The following is a 21,468-nucleotide window of genomic DNA, read 5'->3' as shown; positions in this document are numbered from 1 at the left end:
GCAGATCAGACCTGCATGATTTCCTTTTCCTTATCGACGAGCAAGCGGTCGATATCGGAAATCGTTTCATCGGTCATCTTTTGCACCCGCTCGGACTGAGCACGGCTGATATCCTGCCCGATGTCGCCATCCTTTTCGGCTTTTTTCAGGTCGTCCATGCCATCGCGACGAACGTGCCGCACGGCGACCTTGGCCTTTTCGGCATAGTCGTGCGCAACCTTGACCAGCGACTTGCGACGCTCTTCGTTGAGTTCCGGCAGCGGGATGCGCAGGTTCTGGCCGTCGATGATCGGGTTCAGGCCGAGGTTCGATTCGCGGATGCCGCGATCGACGGCGCCGACCATCTGCTTGTCCCAGACCGAAACGGACAGCATACGCGGTTCTGGCACAGTGATGTTTGCCACCTGATTGAGCGGAACACGCGAGCCATAGGCTTCCACGGTCACCGGATCGAGAACATTCGCCGACGCGCGGCCGGTGCGTAGCGATGCGATATCGCTCTTGAATGCCGAGATAGCGCCATCCATGCGACGCTTCAGTTCCTTCAGGTCTACACCTTCACTCATGGTTGAAAACTCCCGTTCTGTCTTTCATCGGCAGATAGCTGTCTGGCAGCTTCTAGTTGTCCATGACGATGGTGGCGCGGCCGCCACCGGTCAATATTTCGGCAAAGCCGCCCTTCTCGTGGATTGAGAAGACGACGATCGGAATGGCGTTCTCGCGCGCCAGCGCCACCGCTGCCACATCCATCACCGCCAGGCCCTTTTCCAGGACGGCGCTGTGGGTCAGGTGGTCGAAGCGAGTCGCTGTCGGGTCCTTCTTCGGGTCGGCGGAATAGATGCCGTCCACCTGCGTGCCCTTGAAGATCGCCTCGGCACCCATTTCGGCGGCGCGCAGCGCGGCTGCAGAATCGGTCGTGAAGAACGGATTGCCGGTACCGCCCGCAAAGATCACCACGCGCCCGAGCGACAGATGGTAGAGCGTTGCGCGCTGCGAGAAGCTTTCGCAGATCTCAGGCATTGCGATTGCCGAGAGCACCACCGTGTCGATGTCGAGCTTGCGCAGCGACGTCGCCAGCGCGAGCGCATTGATGACGGTTGCCAGCATGCCCATATGGTCACCGGTCACCCGGTCGCCACCCTTGGAGGCGACGGCGACGCCGCGGAAGATGTTGCCGCCGCCGACGACGACGCCAACTTCGACGCCCATGGCGCGCGCCTCGGCGATGTCGGCCGCAATGCGGTCAGCGACAGCCACATCGATGCCGAAGCCCTGGCTTCCCATCAGGGCTTCACCGGAGGCTTTGAGTAGAACACGCTTGTAGATTGGCTCGGCCGGCATCATCGCTCCTGATCAGATCGGTACGCGTGCACGCAAAAAGGCGCGCTGCGTATAAGGACATAGTGCGCTACCCGGTTTCAACCGCTGCGGAGCATTTTCCGGCGGGTCCGGCGCATTGACGAAGCCGGATACACGAAGGGCACCGCGTTGTCACGCGATGCCCTGAGGTTTTCCAAACAAGGGTGAAGAAATCAGCCCTTGGCGACAGCCGCAACTTCGGCTGCGAAGTCCGATTCTTCCTTCTCGACGCCTTCGCCGAGCAGAAGACGGGCCATGCCGGTCACTTCGATCGGTGCGCCAGCAAGCTTTTCAGCATCCTTGATGGCCTGACCGACGGTGATTTCCGGGTTCATGACGAAGGCCTGCGACAGCAGGGCGACTTCTTCGAAGAACTTGCGCATGCGGCCTTCGACCATCTTTTCGATGATGTTGTCCGGCTTGCCCGAAGCACGCGACTGTTCGATGAACACGTTGCGTTCGCGCTCGGCAACAGCAGCGTCGACTTCGTCGGCGCGGATGGCCAGCGGGTTGGTGGCAGCAATGTGCATGGCGACCTGGCGGCCGACCGAGAACAGAACTTCCTTGTCGCCAATCGACTTCAGCGCAACGAGAACGCCGAGCTTGCCGATGCCGTCGCCGGCAGCGTTGTGGATGTAGGTGGCAACGACGCCGTCTTCGACCTGCAGCAGGGCTGCGCGGCGGAGCGTCATGTTCTCGCCGATGGTGGCGATCGCATCCTTGATCGTGTCGTCGACCGACTTGCCGGTTGCCGGGTAGTTGGCGTTGGCAATGGCTTCGACAGAACCGTCGGTGCCGAGAGCAACGTTGGCAACACCGCGAACCAGTTCCTGGAAGGCTTCGTTGCGGGCAACGAAGTCGGTCTCGGAGTTGACTTCGACGACAACAGCCTTGACGCCGCCGCTGACGATACCGATGAGGCCTTCAGCAGCCGTGCGGCCCGACTTCTTGTCGGCCTTGGCGATGCCCTTGGCACGCAGCCAGTCGATCGCAGCTTCCATGTCGCCATTGGTTTCGGCGAGCGCCTTCTTGCAATCCATCATGCCTGCGCCGGTCTTTTCGCGCAGTTCCTTCACCATTGCTGCAGTTACACTCATCTTTTGCCTCTTTGTCTGTTTGGCTGGCGCGCTGCCCGCAAGTGGCGCGGCACCAGGAGGTTTGGCAGGGGAATGGCTTGCGAATGTGACACCGTGATGAACGCGCCCACCGCTGTCGTGTCCGGGGCGCGGATCGCCGGCCCAAGCCGCTTCATCCCTCGCTGAAAAGAACAAGGCCGTTCAGATCTTTCGTCCCAAACGGCCTCGTCCCGACATTAGATTGGTGCGGCGATCCTATGTCCGCCGCGCCGTCCGATCAGGCTTCGGAGGCTTCGTCGAGCGCCGGCTCGATCATAGCTTCAGCCGATGCGCCGAGATCGCGGCCCGATGCGCCCTGCTGACGGGCAATGCCGTCGATGGCTGCACGAGCGATGAGATCGCAGTAAAGAGCGATTGCACGCGATGCGTCGTCGTTGCCCGGGATCGGGTAGTCGATCTGGTCCGGATCGCAGTTGGAGTCGATAACGGCGACAACCGGGATGCCAAGACGCTTGGCTTCGTCGATTGCGATCGATTCCTTGTTGGTGTCGATGATGAACATCAGGTCCGGCGTGCCGCCCATGTCGCGGATACCGCCGAGAGCGCGGTTGAGCTTTTCGCGTTCGCGCTCAAGGTTCAGACGCTCCTTCTTCGTGAAGCCCGAAGCTTCCGAAGCGAGGATTTCGTCGAGCTTGCGCAGACGCTGGATCGAGTTCGAAATCGTCTTCCAGTTGGTCATCATGCCGCCGAGCCAGCGAGCATTGACGTAGTACTGGGCCGAACGCTTTGCAGCGTCAGCGATGATTTCAGAAGCCTGGCGCTTGGTGCCGACGAACAGGACGCGGCCGCCGTTGGCGACTGTGTCGCTAACGACCTGGAGTGCGCGCGACAGCATCGGAACGGTCTGTGCGAGGTCGATGATGTGAACGTTGTTACGATCGCCGAAGATGTAGGGCTTCATCTTCGGGTTCCAGCGATGTGTCTGGTGGCCGAAGTGAATACCAGCCTCAAGCAGCTGGCGCATGCTAAAATCAGGCAATGCCATGCCTTTTCTCCTTTTCCGGTTGAACCTCCGCGAGACGTCGAGCTCTTCTTTTGAAAAGCCCACCGGCGGAACGATCCGGATTTCTCCCGGAACATCCCATGCCTCACGTGTGGAATGGGCAGCCCCTTACCGGCAACTGCCCGACAAATCAAGACTTGGAGTCCGTTTTTGTCATATCGACTACTTGCATTCTTCCGATTTGAAGACTTCGAGGTCGGCGAGCTTACCGCTCAGCACGAAGTCGCCGTAGTCCATCGTCAGATCGCGGGTAATGCCGTTTTCGTACAGTTTGAACGACATGCGGTAGATCGGCAGCGCATCGCCGCTCTTGTCGTCGTTGAAGTAGGAGATGGTGACAGGCCAGTAATTCTCGGTCCCGAGCTTGCCAGCCTTGCCTGCATCCGGCTCGTCGGCCGACGGTTTGCGCGACTTGCCGACGAAGGTCGAGGTGATCAGCGTCTTGTCACCCGAATCGGATCCGTCGAAGATCCGTGCCTCGAAGAAGCTTTCGCCCTTCTTGGCACGGTCGATGACCTCGACCATATGTTCGGTCGGAAACCGGCTTGCCGCCAGCTCGACCTCGCGCTTGTCCGGCGCGGTCAGTTCGACCTTGACGCCGGTCTTGTCGTCATGGGCCGTGCCGCGCACTTCCTTGTCGAGCTTCTCGTCGGTGAACGAGCGCGTCAAAAAACGGAAGTTGCCGGACTTCATATCTTCATAGGTGGTCGTCTGCTGGTCGGTCATGCGCGTTTCTTCGCCGGTATTGACCTGCGTCACGAAGCGGAAACTGACCGTGTACCCCTCGCAGGCCGATCCATTGAACTCGTAGACCATTCGGCCGTACATGCCGGAAATGCCCGATCGGTCGGAAGCGTCCTTGAGCTCGAGGTCGTAGACGGCCCGATGCGGCACAAGGACATTTGCGCTCGCCGCGCCGGGGCCAGAAACCATCATCGCTGCAAAGCAAGCGCTGCCGAAACCGGCGAGACCGAAGCCTTTACGAAACATCCGTTTCCTCCTGTTGGACTCGCGGGCAATGCTATAAACAAGCTTTCGGCAGAAGCGAGGCGTCACTACATTTAAATGCCGTCGCCCACCGCGATCCGGCCTGAATGCCGGATTTTAACACAAAAGACAACAACGGAGCTTTCCATGTCCGCAGAGATCGAAACGCGCCTCAAGGACCTCGGCGTCACCCTTCCCCAGGCGGCAGCGCCGGCGGCGAACTACGTACCCTACGTCATCAGCGGCTCGATGCTCTACATCTCCGGACAGCTGCCGATGGAAGGCGGGAAGATCGCAGTGACCGGCCATGTTGGCAAGGACGTCGACGTCGCGGGCGCCCAGCGCGCCGCCGAACTCTGCGCGATCAATATTCTCGCCCAGGCCAAATCCGCGCTCGGCGGCGACCTCGGCCGCATCCGCCGGCTGGTCAAGATCAACGGATTCGTTGCCTCCACGCCGGAATTCATCGAACAGCATCTTGTGCTCAACGGCGCCTCCAACCTGCTGGCCAATGTCCTCGGCGACGCAGGCAAGCATGCGCGCGCTGCCGTCGGCATGGCCGCCCTGCCCTTCAATGCCGCCGTCGAGATCGACGCCGTCATCGAGATCGCGTGATCAGGTGCCAGGCATGACTGACCTTTCCTGGCTGAAGGCCCAGCCGATCGCCCATCGCGGCTATCACGACATGAACAAGCAAGTGTGGGAGAACACGCTCTCGGCGTTTTCCCGCGCTGCGGACGCCGGCTTCGCGATCGAATGCGACCTGCAATACACCGCCGACAGCGTGCCTGTCGTCTTCCATGACGACGACACCGAGCGGCTCTGCGGCATCAAGGGCGACGTGCGGGCGAGAACGGCCGGTGAACTCGGCCTGATGGCGATCGGCGGCACGAAGGACAAGGTCCCGACGCTGTCGCAGATGCTACGGCTCGTCAAGGGCCAAGTGCCGCTAGTCATCGAACTGAAGGGGCGCAAGGGCGACGATGAGGGCTTTGCCGCAGCCGTCCTCGAAACGCTCGAAGGCTACAAGGGCCACGTCGCCCTGATGAGCTTCGACCATTGGCTGCTCAAGGACCTGAAAGCACTGGATGCGCCCTACCCACTCGGCCTGACCGCCGAAGGTGCCAGACCGGAAACCTTCTTCGTGCACGAAGAGGCGATGCAACTCGGCCTCGACTTCATCTCCTACCATTACGGCCATCTGCCGAATTCGTTCATCACCAAGGAACGCACCCTCGGCCGGACGATCATCACCTGGACCGTTCGCGACAGGCAGGCTGAAGAATATACCTACGCCCACGCCGACCAGATGACCTTCGAGGGCTTCGACCCGCGGGAGGCGTTGATTTCCTGAGCTCATGTCCGACGCCGTCACCATCCGCATAGAGCAATCCTTCGCCGAGATACCGGCGGCGCGCTGGAACACGCTTTCCGGCGCGGCGAAGGGGCGAGACGGCGCAATCTACAATCCGTTCGTCTCGCATGCCTATCTTTCGGCGCTGGAGGAATCGGGCTCGGCCACCGCCAAAACCGGCTGGCTCGGGCAACATCTGCTGATGGAGGGCTCCGATGGACAACTTCTCGGGGCGCTCGTCTGCTATCTGAAGAACCACAGCCAGGGTGAGTATGTCTTCGACCATGGCTGGGCGGACGCATTCGAGCGCGCCGGCGGCCGCTATTATCCGAAGCTTCAAGGCTCCATTCCATTCACGCCGGCAACCGGGCCGAGGCTGCTGACGGTTTCGGGGGACGATGGCTCGCCCGTACAGGATGGGCTTGCGGCAGGCTTGAAGGAACTGGCGCGACGGCACGATGCCTCGTCGGCGCATGTGACCTTCGTGCGTGAAGCGGAGATGCCAATCTTCGAAAACGCCGGTTTCCTTCACCGCACCGACCAGCAGTTCCATTTCCTCAACGAAGGTTATGGCACCCATGACGACTTCCTGGAAACGCTGGCATCCAGAAAACGCAAGGCCCTGAAGAAGGAGCGCCGTGCGGCACTTGAAAATGGCATCACGATCGACTGGCTAACCGGCAGCGATCTGACGGAAGCGATCTGGGACCAGTTCTTCACGTTCTACATGGATACCGGCAGCCGCAAGTGGGGGCGCCCGTATCTCACGCGCGCCTTCTATTCGCTGATCGGCGAGCGCATGCCAGACGACATCGTTCTGATGATGGCGCGTCGCAATGGCCGCTATATTGCAGGTGCTATCAACTTCATCGGCGGCGATGCGCTTTATGGCCGCCACTGGGGTTGCACCGAGGACCACCCTTTCCTGCATTTCGAAGTCTGCTATCACCAGGCAATCGACTTCGCGATCGCAAAGGGCCTCAAGCGCGTGGAAGCCGGTGCGCAGGGCGAGCACAAGCTCGCCCGCGGCTACATGCCGGTCACAACCCATTCGGCACACTACATCAGCCATCCCGGCCTCGCCCGCGCAGTCGAGGACTATCTCGTTCGCGAACGCAGGGATGTGGAGGAAACGGCTGAGTTTCTTGCAGAGCACGGCCCTTTCCGAAAAGGTGAGCGCCAGGACGATTGAACCGCTCTCCGGTTCTGGCCGGATCCAATCTACGAGGAAAGACAATGAGCGCTTACGACACCAACAACATCTTCGCGAAGATCCTGCGGGGCGAGATCCCGTCGCATCGTGTCTACGAGGACGATGCGACGATCGCCTTCATGGACGTGATGCCGCAGGCAGAGGGCCACATGCTGGTCGTTCCCAAAGCACCTTCCCGCAACCTGCTGGATGCGGACGCCGCGAGCCTGCCGGCGCTGATCGCCGCGGTTCAGAAAATCGCCGTCGCCGCCAAGGAGGCTTTCGATGCCGACGGCGTGACGATCATGCAGTTCAATGAAGCGCCCGCCGGCCAGTCCGTCTTCCACCTGCACTTCCACGTCATTCCGCGACGCGACGGCGTTCCGCTGAAGCCCCATTCCGGTACGATGGAAGATGGCGCGGTGCTGGCCGCCAATGCCGAGAAAGTGCGCCAGGCACTTTGAATGCAAGTCTGACGGTCGCGCCAGCGGCCGTCACCTGCCACGCTTCGCATTTCCCGAGCATCTGGCTTTCAAGTGCAATCGCTGCAGGCGGATAAGATGCTTTAGAATCAGAGTGCTAGAACGTCCTTGGTGCGTCCCACTGAACGGCGCTCTAGAAACCTAGCCACCATAAGCCTGCTGCCAATGCTGCTATCGTTGTGGCGATGCCGATTGCCGGTTTGCGGCCGAGCAGGAAGAATGCCGTTGCGCCAATCGCCACCGACCCCAGGCGCAGCCATAGCGGCGATTGTTCAAGTACGCCCGTCGGATAGAGGATCAACTTGGCGATGACGGCCGCGACGAGCGCGGTCGCAACCGCCCTCACCCAGTTCAGGGCCTCGGAATCGTCGCGCAGCCGGTTTCCGGCAATGACACCCAGCCAGCGCCAGATGTCGGTTGCAAGCCATCCGGCAATCGCGATGAAGGCGTAGGCCCACCAACCATCCTGCCACGTCATGCGCTGGCTTCCTTGCGCCGATGCCACAGCCGCTCCGTGGCCCAGGCCAGCGTCCCGCCGCCGACGCCCGCAAGCAGGATGTCGAATTCGGGCACGAGCCAATAGAACAACGGACCGGCCACCAGGCCGATGAGCAACGCGATATGGACGACCGGATGGCGCGCCGAATGCCAGATCGAAGCCAGGAAATAGATCGGTGTCAGGAAGAACAGGCAACCCGCGACAATCGGCGGAAAATCAGCGACGAAGTGATAGACGACGCCGACCAGCACCATATTGGCGACAACCAGCGTGATGCCGAAACCGGCGAAGAAGGCGACACGCCTGCCGCGCGGCACCGCCTGCACCCTCTCCATCGCGAACACCCAGGCGGTGATCGCGACGAAATGCGACAGGAACAGCAAAAGCCATGTCGGTGTCTTCGACGTGCGCAATTCGGGAATGAGCGCCGCAACCATCGGCATCAGACGGACGGAAGAGAGCGAGACGGCAAGGAAGGCGGCCGCCAGGCTTGCGCCACTCATCATCGAACTGACGAGAATGACCTTGGCTGGCAATGCCCAGACCATGCCGGTCATGAACACGACTTGTTCCGGCGGAATTCCAGCCTGCGCCGTCAGCGAACAGAAGCCGACGAAGGACAGCATCAGGATAAAGGCGGGTAGGCTGAACAGGCCACGCATGCCGCTCAGAAACCAGACGACCGACGACTGGTCGTTTTCATCACTTTTCATCAGCTGTTCCGGAATGTTCTATTCAGAAAAACGCTGCCGGATGAGATCATCCGGCAGCGCCAAACATCATGTCCAGTAGGACTACTTCTTCCGCGGAACCTTCGGCACCGTCTTGCCCTTTCGTGGGCTTGCCGCGCCCGTATCCTTGGCTTCGGCGACAGACGGCGCCTTGGCGGCAGCCTTCTTCGGCTTGGCCTTCGGTGCGGGCTCAGCGCCGACGGCTTCCTTTTCCTCGGCCTTCTTCGGCTTGGCGCTCTTCATCGCCGGGCGTGTCACTTCCGCCTTCGGCTTGATCGGCGCCGTTTCCGGTACGGCATCAAGCAACAGCCCTCTGGTTCCATCGGGCTTTGTGCCGATCGTCACCCTGAGGACGCCACCCTTCTTCAGCTTGCCGAACAGAATTTCGTCGGCGAGCGGCTTCTTGATGTGCTCCTGGATGACGCGGGCCAGTGGCCGCGCACCCATCTTCTCGTCGTAGCCCTTCTCCGCAAGCCAGGCGATGGCATCGGGTGCCAGATCGAACGTGACGTTGCGCTCTGCAAGCTGGGTTTCCAACTGCATGACGAACTTCTGCACCACCTGATGGATAACCGGTGTCGGCAGCGATGCGAACGGGATGACCGCATCGAGACGGTTGCGGAACTCAGGCGTGAACAGGCGGTTCAGCGCTTCCTCGTCCTCACCGGTGCGCTTGGACGAACCGAAGCCGATTGCGGCCCGTGCCATTTCCGAAGCGCCCGCATTGGTCGTCATGATCAGAATGACGTTACGGAAGTCGATCTTCTTGCCGTTGTGATCCGTGAGCGAGCCATGGTCCATAACCTGCAACAGGATGTTGAACAGGTCCGGATGGGCCTTTTCGATTTCGTCGAGCAGTAGCACGCAATGCGGATGCTGGTCGACGCCATCGGTCAGAAGACCGCCCTGGTCGAAACCGACATAGCCGGGAGGTGCACCGAGCAGTCGCGATACCGTGTGCCGTTCCATGTATTCCGACATGTCGAAGCGCAGAAGTTCGACGCCGAGCGACGTTGCCAGCTGCTTGGCGACTTCGGTCTTGCCGACACCTGTCGGCCCGGAGAAGACGTAGCAGCCGATCGGCTTGTTCGGTTCGCGCAGACCCGCGCGGGCGAGCTTGATCGACGACGCCAGTGCTTCGATCGCCAGATCCTGACCGTAGACGACGGAGCGCAGTTCCTTCTCGAGGTTGGCCAGCACCGCTTCGTCGTCCTTCGAGACGGTTTTCGGCGGAATGCGGGCCATCGTCGCGATGGTGGCTTCGATCTCACGTTCGGTGATCAGCTTGCGGCGCTTGCTGATCGGCAGCAGCATCTGCGCTGCACCGGATTCGTCGATCACGTCGATCGCCTTGTCCGGCAGCTTGCGGTCGTTGATGTAGCGGGCCGAAAGCTCGACCGCCGCCTTGATCGCCTCGTTCGAATATTTCAGGTGGTGATAGTCCTCGAAGTAAGGCTTCAGACCCTTCATGATCTCGATCGTATCGGCGATCGTCGGCTCGTTGACATCGATCTTCTGGAAGCGGCGCACGAGCGCGCGGTCCTTTTCGAAGAACTGCCGGTACTCCTTGTAGGTGGTCGATCCGATGCAGCGGATCGCACCCGACGAAAGCGCAGGCTTCAACAGGTTCGACGCATCCATCGCGCCGCCCGATGTTGCGCCGGCGCCGATGACAGTGTGGATTTCATCGATGAACAGCACCGCACCCGGATAATCCTCGAGTTCCTTGACGACCTGCTTCAGTCGCTCTTCGAAATCGCCGCGATAGCGCGTACCGGCCAACAGCGTCCCCATGTCGAGCGAGAAGATCGTCGCGTCCTGGAGCGCCTCCGGCACCTTCTTCTCGATGATGCGCTTGGCAAGGCCTTCGGCGATGGCCGTCTTGCCGACACCGGGGTCACCGACATAGAGCGGATTGTTCTTCGAACGGCGGCAGAGAATCTGGATCGTGCGATTGACTTCGGCGTGCCGGCCGATCAGCGGATCGATCTTGCCCGATTTCGCCTTCTCATTGAGGTTGACGCAATAGGCCGTCAGCGCGTCCTGCTGCTTCTTGGCGCTCGCCTCTTCGTTTTCGCGTGCAGGCTTCTGCTCGGATTCGTGTTCCTCTGCCCCGCGCACCGGACGTGCCTCGGAGCTTCCCGGCCGTTTGCCGATGCCATGTGAAATGAAGTTGACCGCGTCGTAGCGCGTCATTTCCTGCTCCTGCAGGAAATAGGCGGCATGGCTTTCGCGCTCGGCGAAGATCGCAACGAGCACGTTTGCGCCCGTCACTTCCTCGCGCCCGGACGATTGAACGTGGATCACGGCCCGCTGGATGACGCGCTGGAAACCGGCGGTCGGCTTTGAATCCTCGTCATAGCCGGTGATCAGGTTTGACAGTTCGTTGTCGACATAGTCTGTCACGGTCTTGCGCAGCGTCTCTAGATTGACGTTGCACGCGCCCATCACGGCCGCTGCATCGGCATCGTCGATCAATGCCAGAAGCAGATGCTCAAGCGTCGCATATTCGTGGTGGCGCTCGTTGGCAAAAGTCAGTGCCTGGTGCAGCGCCTTTTCGAGGCTGGGCGAAAATGTTGGCACGTTAGTTCCTCATTTCTTTTCCATGACGCATTGCAACGGATGCTGATGCTGGCGAGCGAAATCCATCACCTGCGTCACCTTCGTTTCGGCGACTTCGTACGTAAAGACGCCGCACTCCCCCACACCGTGATTGTGGACGTGGAGCATAATGCGAGTCGCCTCTTCCGGATTCTTCTGAAAAAAACGTTCCAGAATATGGATGACAAACTCCATCGGCGTGTAATCGTCATTCAAAAGCAGAACGCGATACAAACTAGGCTTCTTGGTCTTCGGCTTGGTGCGCGTGATGACGGAGGTGCTGCGGTTGCTTCCCCCTCCTTCGTCGTCGCTTCCTTGCTGCATCCGGACCGGCATGGCGATCATTCGTGTCTTTTCCTTAGTACAAGCCGCGGATCCATCTGATGTGCCGCGGCGTGCTTGCCCTTTATCTAATGGTTCGTTTCTAGATTTTAAGACCGAACCAACGCACTGCAATCATAATCGCACGGAGAGGCATAAGATTGATCAACTTTCTTCGATCCACCGCGAAGTGTGCGAAACAGCAAAAAGGCCGGTCGCTGTATCGGCGACCGGCCTTCGAATGACGGCAATGATCCGTTGCGTTACGCGGCAGCGGCGGCCTTGACCGCTGCGGTCGCCTTGGCAACCGGCGCTTCGTACGGCTTGTAGGCGTCCTTGGCGAGGTCGGCATACATTTCGCCGATCTTGGTCGCCTCGGCAAAGAAGCCTTCGTAGCTCGATTTCAGGAAGTTGGTCTGCAGTTCGAAAGCCGTCTCAACGCTCTTGACGCTGGAGAGCTTCTCCACGTGCGCAACGCTGTCTTCGAAGGACTTCTTGGAAAAATCGGCAGCCTCGGTCGCAATGGCCTGAAGGCCCTTGGTCCAGGCGGAATAGCTTTTCACAGCCACGTCAATGGCTTCTTTGCTTTTCTTGTTTGCATCATCGAAGTTGAACATCGGGTGTCTCCTTAGTGACGGCCTGATCTGGAGGCTTCAGTTTATGTGCACTGCACAAAAAGTCAAGTCGAGCGTGCAGTGCAATAAAACACAATACTTGCAACAGCTTGATGAAAAAGAGTCACGGATGCGCAAATTTCTTCGGCCTTGCGCCCCAAAAAACGTCAAAGCATAGAAAAACCCGGCACGATCGCTCGCCACCGGGTCATTTCCTGAAACGGTCGATCGGCGACTTAGAGGTCGATGTCGAGGATCGCCATGGAGAAGTTGTAGGACAGTTCGCCATCTTCCTCATCGCGGAAGACGACGCCGAGGAATTCGTCACCGAGATAGACTTCAGCCGACTCGTCCTTCTTCGGGCGAGCCTTGACGACCATCGACTGGTTGAACGTGCGCTTGAGGTAGGCTTCAAGCTTGCGGATTTCTTCGGGCTTCAAATGTCTTCTCCGTAGCCGTTTTTGATGTGCGGCGCTTCTCGCACGCTGCATCGGCGGGTGTAAACCCCTCGAAAGCGGCTACGCACCGGTTCCCGATGGTTCAAATTTCGAAGCTTGTCAGGATCTGGTCCATCTGGCGTGACGGTTCGGAACATCCCGCTTCGCCGACGACCTTGGCCGGAACGCCGGCAACCGTCGTTTTCGGCGGCACCGGTTTCAGGACCACGGAGCCGGCGGCAATGCGCGAGCAGTGGCCGATATGGATATTGCCGAGAATCTTGGCGCCTGCCCCGATCAGAACGCCGTCGGCGATCTTGGGATGACGGTCGCTGCCTTCCTTGCCGGTACCGCCGAGCGTGACGCCGTGAAGGATCGAAACGTTGTCGCCGATGACAGCGGTCTCGCCGACGACCAGGCCGGTGGCGTGATCGAGGAAGATGCCGCGTCCGATGCGGGCGGCCGGGTTGATGTCGGTCTGGTAGACGCTGGATGCCCTGCTCTGCAGATAGAACGCGAAATCCCGGCGCCCGCGCTTCAGGAGCCAATGGGCGAGCCGGTGCGTCTGGATCGCATGAAAGCCCTTGAAGTAAAGTACGGGCTCAAGAAACCGGGTGCAGGCCGGATCGCGGTCATAGACCGCCTGGATGTCGACGCGCAGGATCGTGCCCCATTCCGGCCAATCCTCCAGCATTTCAGCAAAGGTCTGTCGCAAGAGGTTCGCCTGCAGATCGGGATGATCGAGGCGCTCGCAGATGCGGTAGACGACACTTTCTTCCAGCGAATGCTGGTTGACGACCGTGGAATAGAGGAACGCTGCCAGCATCGGATCCTGCTCGGCGGCGAGGCGTGCTTCCTCTCGCAGGCTGCTCCAGATCGGATCCATCAGCTTGAGGGATTCCGTCTGACGAAGTTCGGTCGTCGCGACCATCGTCGCACTCCTTCTCAATCGGTCTATGCCGTCAATATAGGGGAAATCCGGCTGGACATAAATGGGCTGGAACCAGTTCGACCAAAGGTCGTAGACGCGTTTAAGCTCGCCCCACCTCTTCGAGGAACTCAAGGACCGCCTTCTTGAACACCCGGTCACCGACCGCAAGCATATGGTCCCTGCCCGGAATATCAAGCGCACGTGCATTCGGCATCAGGTCGGCAAGCTCCTGCGGCGAGCCGGCAATATCGTCCTTGGTGCCGACGCCAATCAGGGTCGGAACATCGATGCGCCCCATGTCCTCGGCGGTCAAAAGGTCGCGCGAGGTCGAGATACAGGCGGCCAGCGCCTGACGATCGCTTTTGGTCTGGTCGGCAAAGGCGCGGAACATGCGGCCACGCGCATGTGTCACGACGTCGAGCGACGACGCCACGAGCGCATCGGCGATCGGGTCCCAATCGCCGACCCCCGTCACCATTCCGATACCGAGCCCACCGAACACCAGCGAGCGCACACGATCGGGATGAGCCAGCGCCAAGAACGCCGAGATGCGCGCACCCATGGAATAACCCATGACATGCGCCTCGGCGATGCCGAGATGCCCAAGCAGAGCGATCGCATCGCCGGCCATCTGCTGGGGATGGTAGACGGCTGGATCATAGGGCTTGCTGCTCTTGCCGTGACCGCGGTTGTCAAACGCGATCACCCGGTAGCCGGCATCGCCAAGCGTCTTCAGCCAACCGGGGAAAACCCAGTTGACGTTGGCGCTCGAGGCAAAGCCGTGAATGAGCAGGATCGGCGGACCGGACGGATCACCTTCGTCGAAGAAGGCAATATCCAGCCCCTCATGCGTGAAGTGCGAAAATGGGGGCGGATTGAGATCCATCATTCTAGTCCTTGAGGCGGCATCGGTTTGGCGCAACCTAATTTGTCGCTCCCAAGAGGGAAACCCCGAGCCCGCAAAAACCACAGGTGCGGCGTGTTTGCCGCTACACTTTTGCAACAAAGCTCACTATGGTGCCGGCAAATTCGACCCTCAAAGACTTGCATACATCGGAGCATGACATGGCCGGCCACAGCATCCCCCATTTCCAGAATGACGGCGGACACCAGGCAATCGAGATCGGCGTCAAGGAATTCATGTGCACCGGCGCGTCCGTTCCCTACGACCATCCGCACATTTTCATCGACATGGGCGACGACAATGAAAAGGTCTGCTCCTACTGCTCGACGCTCTATCGCTACAATCCGAAGCTGAAGGCGACCGAAACCAACCCGCCTGGCTGTCTCTTTACGTTCCAGGCAGCCTGATCAACGCGGATGTCAGCGGCGGTCGCGATCGTCGGTGCCGGCGTCGGCGGGCTCACGGCAGCACTCAGCCTTGCCCGTCGCGGTTTTGAAGTCGACATAGTCGAGCAGGCAGCCGCTCTGACCGAGGTCGGAGCCGGACTTCAGCTCTCTCCCAATGCATCGCGCGTCCTGCGTGAACTCGGTCTCATCGAGGCGCTTGAGGCTGTCTGGACCGAGCCTGATGCAATCGCGCTTGTCGATGGAAAATCCCTGCGTTCGCTTGCAAGCGTTGCGTCAGGCCGTTTTGCCCGTGAGCGATGGCGTGCGCCCTATGGCGTGCTGCACCGGGCAAGCCTTCAAAGGATACTGATCGCTGCCGTAACCGCCGAACCGCGCTGCCGCCTCCATCTCGGCCACCGCATCGATGGAGATGCCGAGCAGGCGATTGCCATCATCACCGGTCGGCCACCAGCGCTGATCATCGGCGCCGATGGCATCTGGTCGCGCCTGCGCAGTGCAATTCCCGGTGCCGGTACGGTCCAGTTTTCGGGCAATGTCGCATGGCGCATGACAGTCACGCGCGATGCCGCCGCCGGCCTTCTGCAACCGGATCGCGTCACCGCCTTTCTTGGCGCACGGGCGCATCTCGTCGCCTACCCCTTGCGCGAAATCGATGGCTTCAACCTGGTTGCGATCATCGAGGGCAAGGAAACCGACAGCGTCTGGGTCGGCAGGGATTCTGAAGATCGACGTCGCGACTACCTTGAAGCCTTTTCCGGCTGGAACACTGGCTTGCAAACGTTGCTGAAAAACGCCGACGCGCCAACCTATTGGCCGCTTTGCACGGTAACAGATGGCGCCTGGCAGAATGGGCGAAAGACGGTTCTCATCGGCGATGCCGCCCATGCGATGACGCCGTTTGCTGCACAAGGCGCTGCCATGGCGATCGAGGATGCGCATGAGCTTGCGGCTTGCCTCGCCGGCTCAGGCGATATTGGCCAAGCCCTCGGCGCCTTCGAGGCCAAGCGCCGTCCGCGCATCGCCCAGGTGCGCCGTCGCGCTGCCTTCAACCGTTTCGCCTATCACGCTCGAGGTCCGTTCCGGCTCGGGCGGAATATCGTTCTGTCGATGAAGGGTCCGGAAGCGCTCGCAGCCGATTTCGATTGGCTCTACGGCTACGGCGCTCCCGAACGCTGAAAACGGTCAGACGGCGTTCGCCGCTGCCAGCCCCGCCTCGATATCCCGGCGAATATCCGCAACATCCTCAAGACCAATCTGCAGGCGAAGGACCGGGCCCTCGGTTGGCGCCAACGCCACCTTGCGATCCGACAGACCGACGTGAAGCGCCAGGCTTTCGAAACCACCCCAGGAATAACCAAGCCCGAACAGCGACAGCGCGTCGAGGAAGGCATGCGCCTTGGCCTTGAAGCGATCTGGACTTTCCGCGCGCAGCACGAAGGAAAAGATGCCGCTCGCGCCGGTAAAGTCGCGCTTCCAGAGGTCGTGGCCTGGGAAACTCGGCAGCGCCGGATGCAGGACGCGGGCAACTTCGTCACGCCCCTCGAGCCAAGTGGCGAGCGACAGCGCGCTTTCCTGGTGCCGCTCGAGACGGACGCCCATTGTGCGAAGCCCGCGCAGGATCTGGTAGCTGTCGTCAGGCGAAACGCAGATGCCGAGCGTGACCATGGCTTCCGTCAACGCCGGCCAGTGGGCGGCGTTGGCCGAGACTGTGCCGAACAGCACGTCGGAATGGCCCGAGGGGTATTTCGTGGCTGCATGGATCGATACGTCGACGCCATGGTCAAGCGGCTTGAAATAGACCGGCGTCGCCCACGTGTTGTCCATGGTGACAATGCAGCCATGACGATGCGCGACATCGGCGATCGCCCGGATATCCTGCATCTCGAACGTGTTGGAGCCCGGAGCTTCCGTGTGAACCAGGCGCGTGTTCGGGCGAATCAGGCTCTCGATCGCCGCACCGATCATCGGGTCGTAATATTCGACGGTGACACCGAGACGCTTCAACATCGTGTCACAGAAATGGCGGGTCGGGAAATAGACCGAATCGACGATGAGCGCGTGGTCACCGGACGAAAGATAGGCCAGGAACGGCACGGTGACGGCAGCAAGGCCCGAGGGAACGAGGATCGTGCCGGCGGCCCCCTCAAGCTCATTGATCGCGTCGCAGAGGGCGTCCGTCGTCGGCGTACCGCGGGTGCCGTAGGTGTATTTTTGCGCGCGCGTTTCCATCGTCTGAGCGTTTGGAAACAGTACCGTGGACGCGTGAACGACCGGCGGATTGACGAAACCGAAATAGTCGAAGGGTTTGTTGCCGGTATGGGCCAGACGGGTGTTGATGCCCATCTTGCCGTTCACATTGCCGCTGTCTGCCATTGAAGTGTCCGATGCTGAAAAACCGATCCCAAACTCTTCGAACGCCCTACAACCGGGGTCAAGTGGCAAAATCCGACAAACACACTTTGCGGCCGAATGAAGCGAGGATTGGCGAATTTTCGCTCAGCAATTGCCCGTTTCCTGCAAAACCTGCCTAAACTTCTGGCTTATTTCAGGTTTTTCACACGCAAGTTCAGAAAATCGGCAAGCTCTCTTGACCCCCATGGATTTTGAGCATGAGATAGATTGCACTCGCGCCATGAGGGTGGCGGAGGCTGTACGCGCAGGGAGACGCGCTGGTGCAGACGGGAACTAACGACAACAGAAAAAGGTTCTAAAAAATGGCAAGAAGTATTCTGACAGCTCTTGTTGGCGCTGCTGTCATGGGGATTGGCGCGCATGCGGCTTCGGCTGCGACACTCGATGACGTGAAGGCCAAGGGCTTCGTCCAATGCGGCGTGAACACCGGTCTCGCCGGCTTCGCGGCACCGGATGCTTCGGGCAACTGGAGCGGCTTCGACGTCGACTATTGCAAGGCGATCGCCGCCGCGATCTTCGCGGATGGCACCAAGGTAAAATATACACCCACTTCGGCCAAGGAACGTTTCCCGGCCCTGCAGTCCGGTGAGGTCGACGTCCTCGCCCGCAATACCACCTGGACGATCAACCGCGACACCGCTCTCGGCTTCAACTTCCGCCCGGTCAACTACTATGACGGCCAGGGCTTCATGGTCCGCAAGGGCCTGAACGTAAAGTCGGCCCTCGAACTCTCCGGCGCTGCCGTCTGCGTACAGACCGGCACCACGACCGAGCTCAACCTCGCCGACTACTTCAAGGCCAACAACCTGCAGTACAACCCGGTCGTCTTCGAAAAGCTCGAAGAAGTGAACGCGGCCTATGACGCAGGTCGTTGCGACGTCTACACCACCGACCAGTCCGGCCTCTACTCGCTGCGCCTGACGCTGTCCAAGCCCGACGATCATATGATCCTGCCGGAAATCATCTCGAAGGAGCCGCTTGGTCCGGCCGTTCGCCAGGGTGACGACCAGTGGTTCGATATCGTCAGCTGGGTCCATTACGCGCTGATCCAGGCGGAAGAATTCGGCGTCACGCAGGCAAACATCGAAGAAATGAAGAAGTCCACCAACCCGGACGTTCAGCGCTTCCTCGGCGTCGAAGCTGACAGCAAGATCGGCACCGACCTTGGCCTGACCAACGAATGGGCCGTCAACATCATCAAGGCAGTCGGCAACTACGGCGAAGTCTTCGACCGTAACATTGGCGCCGGCAGCCCGTTGAAGATCGAACGCGGCCTCAACGCGCTGTGGAGCAAGGGCGGCATTCAGTACGCTCCTCCGGTCCGCTAATACGGCCCGACACGAAAGGGGGAGCGGCACGCCGCTTCCCCATCCCAACGATAAAAACACCCAAAAGGGTGACAAGGGGAAAGAGGCATTGCATGGCGATTGGCGTCACAACTACGCCTGAGAAAAGCAAACCTTCCGGTTCGATCATCAACGACCCGCAGGTGCGCGGAATATTTTACCAGGTCATAACCGTCATTATTCTCGTTGCCGTCGTCTATTGGATAGCGGACAACACGATCGAGAACCTCAAGCGTGCCAACATCGCGTCCGGCTACGGCTTCCTCAACGGGCGCGCCGGCTTCGATGTCGGGCAGTCCTTGATCGCCTATACGAGTGACTCCACTTACGGGCGCGCGCTGGTCGTCGGCTTCTTCAATACGCTGCTCGTGGCGATAACCGGCATCATCACCGCAACCATCATCGGCTTCATCGTCGGCATCGGGCGGCTCTCGCACAATTGGCTGATCGCGAAACTGTCGCTCGCCTATGTCGAAGTGTTCCGCAACATCCCGCCGCTGCTGGTCATCTTCTTCTGGTACAGCGGCGTTCTGGCCGTGCTTCCGCAACCGCGCGAATCGGCCGCGCTGCCCCTCAACATCTTCCTCAACAACCGCGGCATCGCCTTTCCGAAGCCGGTCTTCGGCGACGGCTCGCAATATGTCTTATATGCGTTCGTGACCGCCGTGATCGCGAGCTTCCTCGTCGCCCGCCATGCCCGCATCAAGCAGGAAGCAACCGGACAGCGCTTCCCGTTGCTCTGGACCGTGCTTGGCCTCGTCATCGGGTTGCCACTCCTCGCCTTCCTGGCAACCGGCTCGCCGATTACCTTCGATGTCCCGGTAGCCGGCAAGTTCAACCTCACCGGCGGCTCGGTCATCGGACCGGAGTTCCTGTCGCTGTTCCTGGCGCTTTCTTTCTACACCGCCGCCTTTATCGCCGAAATCGTTCGGGCCGGTATCCGTGGCGTCTCGAAGGGACAGACCGAGGCTGCCCATGCACTGGGCGTCCGGCCCGGCCTCACCACCCGCCTTGTCGTCGTACCCCAGGCGATGCGGATCATCATTCCGCCGCTAACCAGCCAGTATCTCAACCTGACCAAGAACTCGTCACTGGCGATTGCCATCGGCTACGCCGACCTGGTTGCCGTCGGCGGAACGATCCTCAATCAGACCGGTCAGGCGATCGAAGTCGTATCGATCTGGATCATCGTCTACCTGTCGCTGAGCCTGACGACGTCGTTGCTGATGAACTGGTTCAATGCCCGAATGGCCCTGGTGGAGAGATAAGATCATGAACTCACACCAGGGAAATTTTGTCCGCGCCTCGATGATCGAGGCTGCACCGGCGCCCATACAGACGGGCGGCCTTGCCTACTGGCTTCGCAAGAACCTCTTTGCGACGCCGAAGGATACGGCTCTGACGATCATAAGCCTGCTTGTGCTCGCCTGGCTCGTACCGCCGGCCGTGCAATGGCTGTTCATCGATGCCGCCTGGACCGGCGGCGGACGTGGTGTGTGTGCGACCGTCGCGCAGGGTGGCTCGCAACCGGATGGCTGGAGCGGCGCCTGCTGGGCTTTCGTCAACGCCAAGTTCGACCAGTTCCTCTTCGGGCGTTACCCGATCGAGGAGCGCTGGCGCCCCGCACTTGTCGGCATCCTGTTCGTCCTGTTCCTGACCCCGATGCTGATCCCGAAGGTTCCCTACAAGAACATCAACGCGATCTTGCTACTCGCCGTTCTGCCTATCCTGGCGCTCATCCTTCTGCCGGGCGGGTGGTTCGGACTGCCGTTCGTCGAGACGCCGCTGTGGGGCGGCCTGATGGTGACGCTGGTGCTATCCTTCGTCGGCATCGCAGTCTCGTTGCCGCTCGGCATCCTGCTTGCGCTTGGCCGACGATCGACCATGCCGGTGATCAAGATGCTCTGCACATTCTTCATCGAAGTCGTGCGTGGCATCCCGCTGATCACCGTCCTGTTCATGGCGAGCGTGATGTTGCCGCTGTTCCTGCCGCAGGGGGTGACTTTCGACAAGTTCCTGCGGGCGCTGATCGGCGTGTCGTTCTTCGCCTCCGCCTACATGGCCGAGGTGGTGCGCGGCGGTCTGCAGGCGATCGGCAAGGGGCAGTATGAGGGCGCCGATTCGCTCGGCCTCAGCTACTGGCAGAAGATGAACCTCATCGTGCTGCCGCAGGCGCTGAAACTCGTTATCCCCGGCATCGTCAACACCTTCATCGGGCTGTTCAAGGACACCTCGCTGGTCTCGATCATCGGGATGTTCGATCTTCTTGGTATCGTCCGGTTGAACTTCTCGGATGCCAACTGGGCCTCGGCGGTGACGCCGATCTCAGGGCTAATTTTCGCTGGCTTCATATTCTGGCTTTTCTGCTTCGGTATGTCGCGCTATTCAGGCTTCATGGAACGCGTGCTCGACACGAGCCATAAACGATAAGAGGGGGAGATCGCATGGCCAATGCAGCCACTGTTTCCAAGATGACCGTATCCGCGACTGACGTTGCGGTCGAAATCAGCGGAATGAACAAATGGTACGGAGACTTCCATGTTCTCCGTGACATCAACCTGAAGGTGATGAAGGGCGAGCGCATCGTCATTGCCGGCCCATCGGGCTCCGGCAAATCGACGATGATCCGCTGCATCAACCGCCTGGAAGAACACCAGAAGGGCAAGATCGTCGTAGACGGCATCGAGCTCACCAACGATCTGAAGAAGATCGATGAAGTGCGCCGCGAAGTCGGCATGGTGTTCCAGCACTT

Annotated in this window: 24 protein-coding genes; 10 read left to right on the top strand and 14 right to left on the bottom strand. The window is 60.3% G+C overall.

The features are described 5' to 3' along the window. Positions 1–5: 5 nt before the first annotated feature. From frr to AC07UR_RS19480, 5 genes are all read right to left on the bottom strand, one after another. Positions 6–566 (bottom strand): ribosome recycling factor, encoded by a 561-nt coding sequence (frr, locus tag AC07UR_RS19500; RefSeq protein WP_025426821.1) that lies wholly within the window; start codon positions 564–566, stop codon positions 6–8. A 52-nt stretch (positions 567–618) separates the two neighbouring features. Then, on the bottom strand, positions 619–1,341 hold the full coding sequence (gene pyrH / locus AC07UR_RS19495) for a UMP kinase (RefSeq protein WP_209792276.1): 723 nt from the start codon (positions 1,339–1,341) through the stop codon (positions 619–621). A 191-nt stretch (positions 1,342–1,532) separates the two neighbouring features. Then, positions 1,533–2,456, bottom strand: coding sequence for a translation elongation factor Ts (gene tsf, locus AC07UR_RS19490; RefSeq protein ID WP_173419851.1), 924 nt, complete (start codon positions 2,454–2,456; stop codon positions 1,533–1,535). Between the two features lie 256 nt (positions 2,457–2,712). Next, entirely contained in the window at positions 2,713–3,480 is a 768-nt protein-coding gene (gene rpsB, locus AC07UR_RS19485) for a 30S ribosomal protein S2 (RefSeq protein ID WP_077498297.1), read from the bottom strand. Positions 3,481–3,660: 180 nt separating this feature from the next. Then, complete coding sequence (locus AC07UR_RS19480; RefSeq protein ID WP_209792273.1) at positions 3,661–4,488, bottom strand: cell envelope integrity EipB family protein; 828 nt, start codon at positions 4,486–4,488, stop codon at positions 3,661–3,663. A gap of 144 nt (positions 4,489–4,632) precedes the next feature. Between AC07UR_RS19480 and AC07UR_RS19475 the strand changes: the two genes are divergently transcribed. The 4 genes from AC07UR_RS19475 to AC07UR_RS19460 are packed head-to-tail and all read left to right on the top strand — an operon-like array spanning position 4,633 to position 7,495. Further along, entirely contained in the window at positions 4,633–5,100 is a 468-nt protein-coding gene (locus AC07UR_RS19475; RefSeq protein WP_025426816.1) for a RidA family protein, read from the top strand. 13 nt (positions 5,101–5,113) lie between these two features. Then, positions 5,114–5,839 (top strand): glycerophosphodiester phosphodiesterase, encoded by a 726-nt coding sequence (locus AC07UR_RS19470; protein WP_173419849.1) that lies wholly within the window; start codon positions 5,114–5,116, stop codon positions 5,837–5,839. 4 nt (positions 5,840–5,843) lie between these two features. Beyond that, positions 5,844–7,031 (top strand): GNAT family N-acetyltransferase, encoded by a 1,188-nt coding sequence (locus AC07UR_RS19465; RefSeq protein WP_209792270.1) that lies wholly within the window; start codon positions 5,844–5,846, stop codon positions 7,029–7,031. A gap of 44 nt (positions 7,032–7,075) precedes the next feature. Further along, positions 7,076–7,495 (top strand): HIT family protein, encoded by a 420-nt coding sequence (locus AC07UR_RS19460; RefSeq protein ID WP_173419847.1) that lies wholly within the window; start codon positions 7,076–7,078, stop codon positions 7,493–7,495. Positions 7,496–7,646: 151 nt separating this feature from the next. Here AC07UR_RS19460 and AC07UR_RS19455 read toward each other — a convergent pair whose 3' ends face one another. The 8 genes from AC07UR_RS19455 to AC07UR_RS19420 form a co-directional block, all read right to left on the bottom strand. Beyond that, positions 7,647–7,991 carry an AzlD domain-containing protein gene (locus AC07UR_RS19455; protein WP_173419846.1) on the bottom strand — a complete coding sequence of 115 codons (345 nt, stop codon included), beginning with the start codon at positions 7,989–7,991 and terminating at the stop codon, positions 7,647–7,649. After that, positions 7,988–8,725, bottom strand: coding sequence for an AzlC family ABC transporter permease (locus AC07UR_RS19450; protein ID WP_209792268.1), 738 nt, complete (start codon positions 8,723–8,725; stop codon positions 7,988–7,990). The genes AC07UR_RS19455 and AC07UR_RS19450 overlap by 4 nt, the downstream gene beginning before the upstream one ends. An 81-nt stretch (positions 8,726–8,806) precedes the next feature. After that, positions 8,807–11,326: an ATP-dependent Clp protease ATP-binding subunit ClpA gene (clpA, locus tag AC07UR_RS19445; RefSeq protein WP_173419844.1), complete on the bottom strand. Its 2,520-nt coding sequence runs from the start codon at positions 11,324–11,326 to the stop codon at positions 8,807–8,809. A 9-nt stretch (positions 11,327–11,335) separates the two neighbouring features. Further along, positions 11,336–11,689, bottom strand: a complete 354-nt coding sequence (gene clpS / locus AC07UR_RS19440) for an ATP-dependent Clp protease adapter ClpS (RefSeq protein WP_025426809.1) — start codon at positions 11,687–11,689, stop codon at positions 11,336–11,338. A gap of 239 nt (positions 11,690–11,928) precedes the next feature. Further along, on the bottom strand, positions 11,929–12,282 hold the full coding sequence (locus AC07UR_RS19435) for a phasin family protein (RefSeq protein ID WP_025426808.1): 354 nt from the start codon (positions 12,280–12,282) through the stop codon (positions 11,929–11,931). A gap of 233 nt (positions 12,283–12,515) precedes the next feature. Next, positions 12,516–12,719 carry a DUF3126 family protein gene (locus AC07UR_RS19430; RefSeq protein ID WP_003535016.1) on the bottom strand — a complete coding sequence of 68 codons (204 nt, stop codon included), beginning with the start codon at positions 12,717–12,719 and terminating at the stop codon, positions 12,516–12,518. A 100-nt stretch (positions 12,720–12,819) separates the two neighbouring features. Continuing rightward, the gene (cysE, locus tag AC07UR_RS19425; RefSeq protein WP_053247285.1) at positions 12,820–13,647 is read right to left on the bottom strand and encodes a serine O-acetyltransferase; all 828 of its coding nucleotides are present in this window, start codon (positions 13,645–13,647) and stop codon (positions 12,820–12,822) included. Positions 13,648–13,747: 100 nt separating this feature from the next. Next, positions 13,748–14,533 (bottom strand): alpha/beta fold hydrolase, encoded by a 786-nt coding sequence (locus AC07UR_RS19420; RefSeq protein ID WP_173419843.1) that lies wholly within the window; start codon positions 14,531–14,533, stop codon positions 13,748–13,750. A 179-nt stretch (positions 14,534–14,712) separates the two neighbouring features. Between AC07UR_RS19420 and AC07UR_RS19415 the strand changes: the two genes are divergently transcribed. Next, entirely contained in the window at positions 14,713–14,958 is a 246-nt protein-coding gene (locus tag AC07UR_RS19415) for a zinc-finger domain-containing protein (RefSeq protein ID WP_053247284.1), read from the top strand. Positions 14,959–14,967: 9 nt separating this feature from the next. Then, positions 14,968–16,134 (top strand): FAD-dependent monooxygenase, encoded by a 1,167-nt coding sequence (locus AC07UR_RS19410; protein WP_209792266.1) that lies wholly within the window; start codon positions 14,968–14,970, stop codon positions 16,132–16,134. A gap of 6 nt (positions 16,135–16,140) precedes the next feature. On the opposite strand, the gene AC07UR_RS19405 is transcribed toward AC07UR_RS19410, so the two are convergent. After that, positions 16,141–17,331, bottom strand: a complete 1,191-nt coding sequence (locus tag AC07UR_RS19405; RefSeq protein ID WP_209792264.1) for a cystathionine beta-lyase — start codon at positions 17,329–17,331, stop codon at positions 16,141–16,143. A gap of 341 nt (positions 17,332–17,672) precedes the next feature. On the opposite strand from AC07UR_RS19405, the gene AC07UR_RS19400 reads away from it, so the two are divergent. The 4 genes from AC07UR_RS19400 to AC07UR_RS19385 form a co-directional block, all read left to right on the top strand. Then, the gene (locus AC07UR_RS19400; RefSeq protein WP_173419840.1) at positions 17,673–18,698 is read left to right on the top strand and encodes an amino acid ABC transporter substrate-binding protein; all 1,026 of its coding nucleotides are present in this window, start codon (positions 17,673–17,675) and stop codon (positions 18,696–18,698) included. A 92-nt stretch (positions 18,699–18,790) separates the two neighbouring features. Next, entirely contained in the window at positions 18,791–19,984 is a 1,194-nt protein-coding gene (locus AC07UR_RS19395) for an amino acid ABC transporter permease (RefSeq protein ID WP_209792262.1), read from the top strand. Between the two features lie 4 nt (positions 19,985–19,988). After that, the gene (locus tag AC07UR_RS19390) at positions 19,989–21,146 is read left to right on the top strand and encodes an amino acid ABC transporter permease (RefSeq protein ID WP_173419838.1); all 1,158 of its coding nucleotides are present in this window, start codon (positions 19,989–19,991) and stop codon (positions 21,144–21,146) included. Between the two features lie 14 nt (positions 21,147–21,160). Further along, a partial coding sequence (locus tag AC07UR_RS19385) for an ATP-binding cassette domain-containing protein (RefSeq protein WP_494700061.1) occupies positions 21,161–21,468 on the top strand: 308 nt, incomplete at its 3' end.

Source organism: Ensifer sp. GW821-FHT05G01 (assembly GCF_059419585.1).
This window is presented reverse-complemented; position numbering and strand designations above follow the sequence as displayed.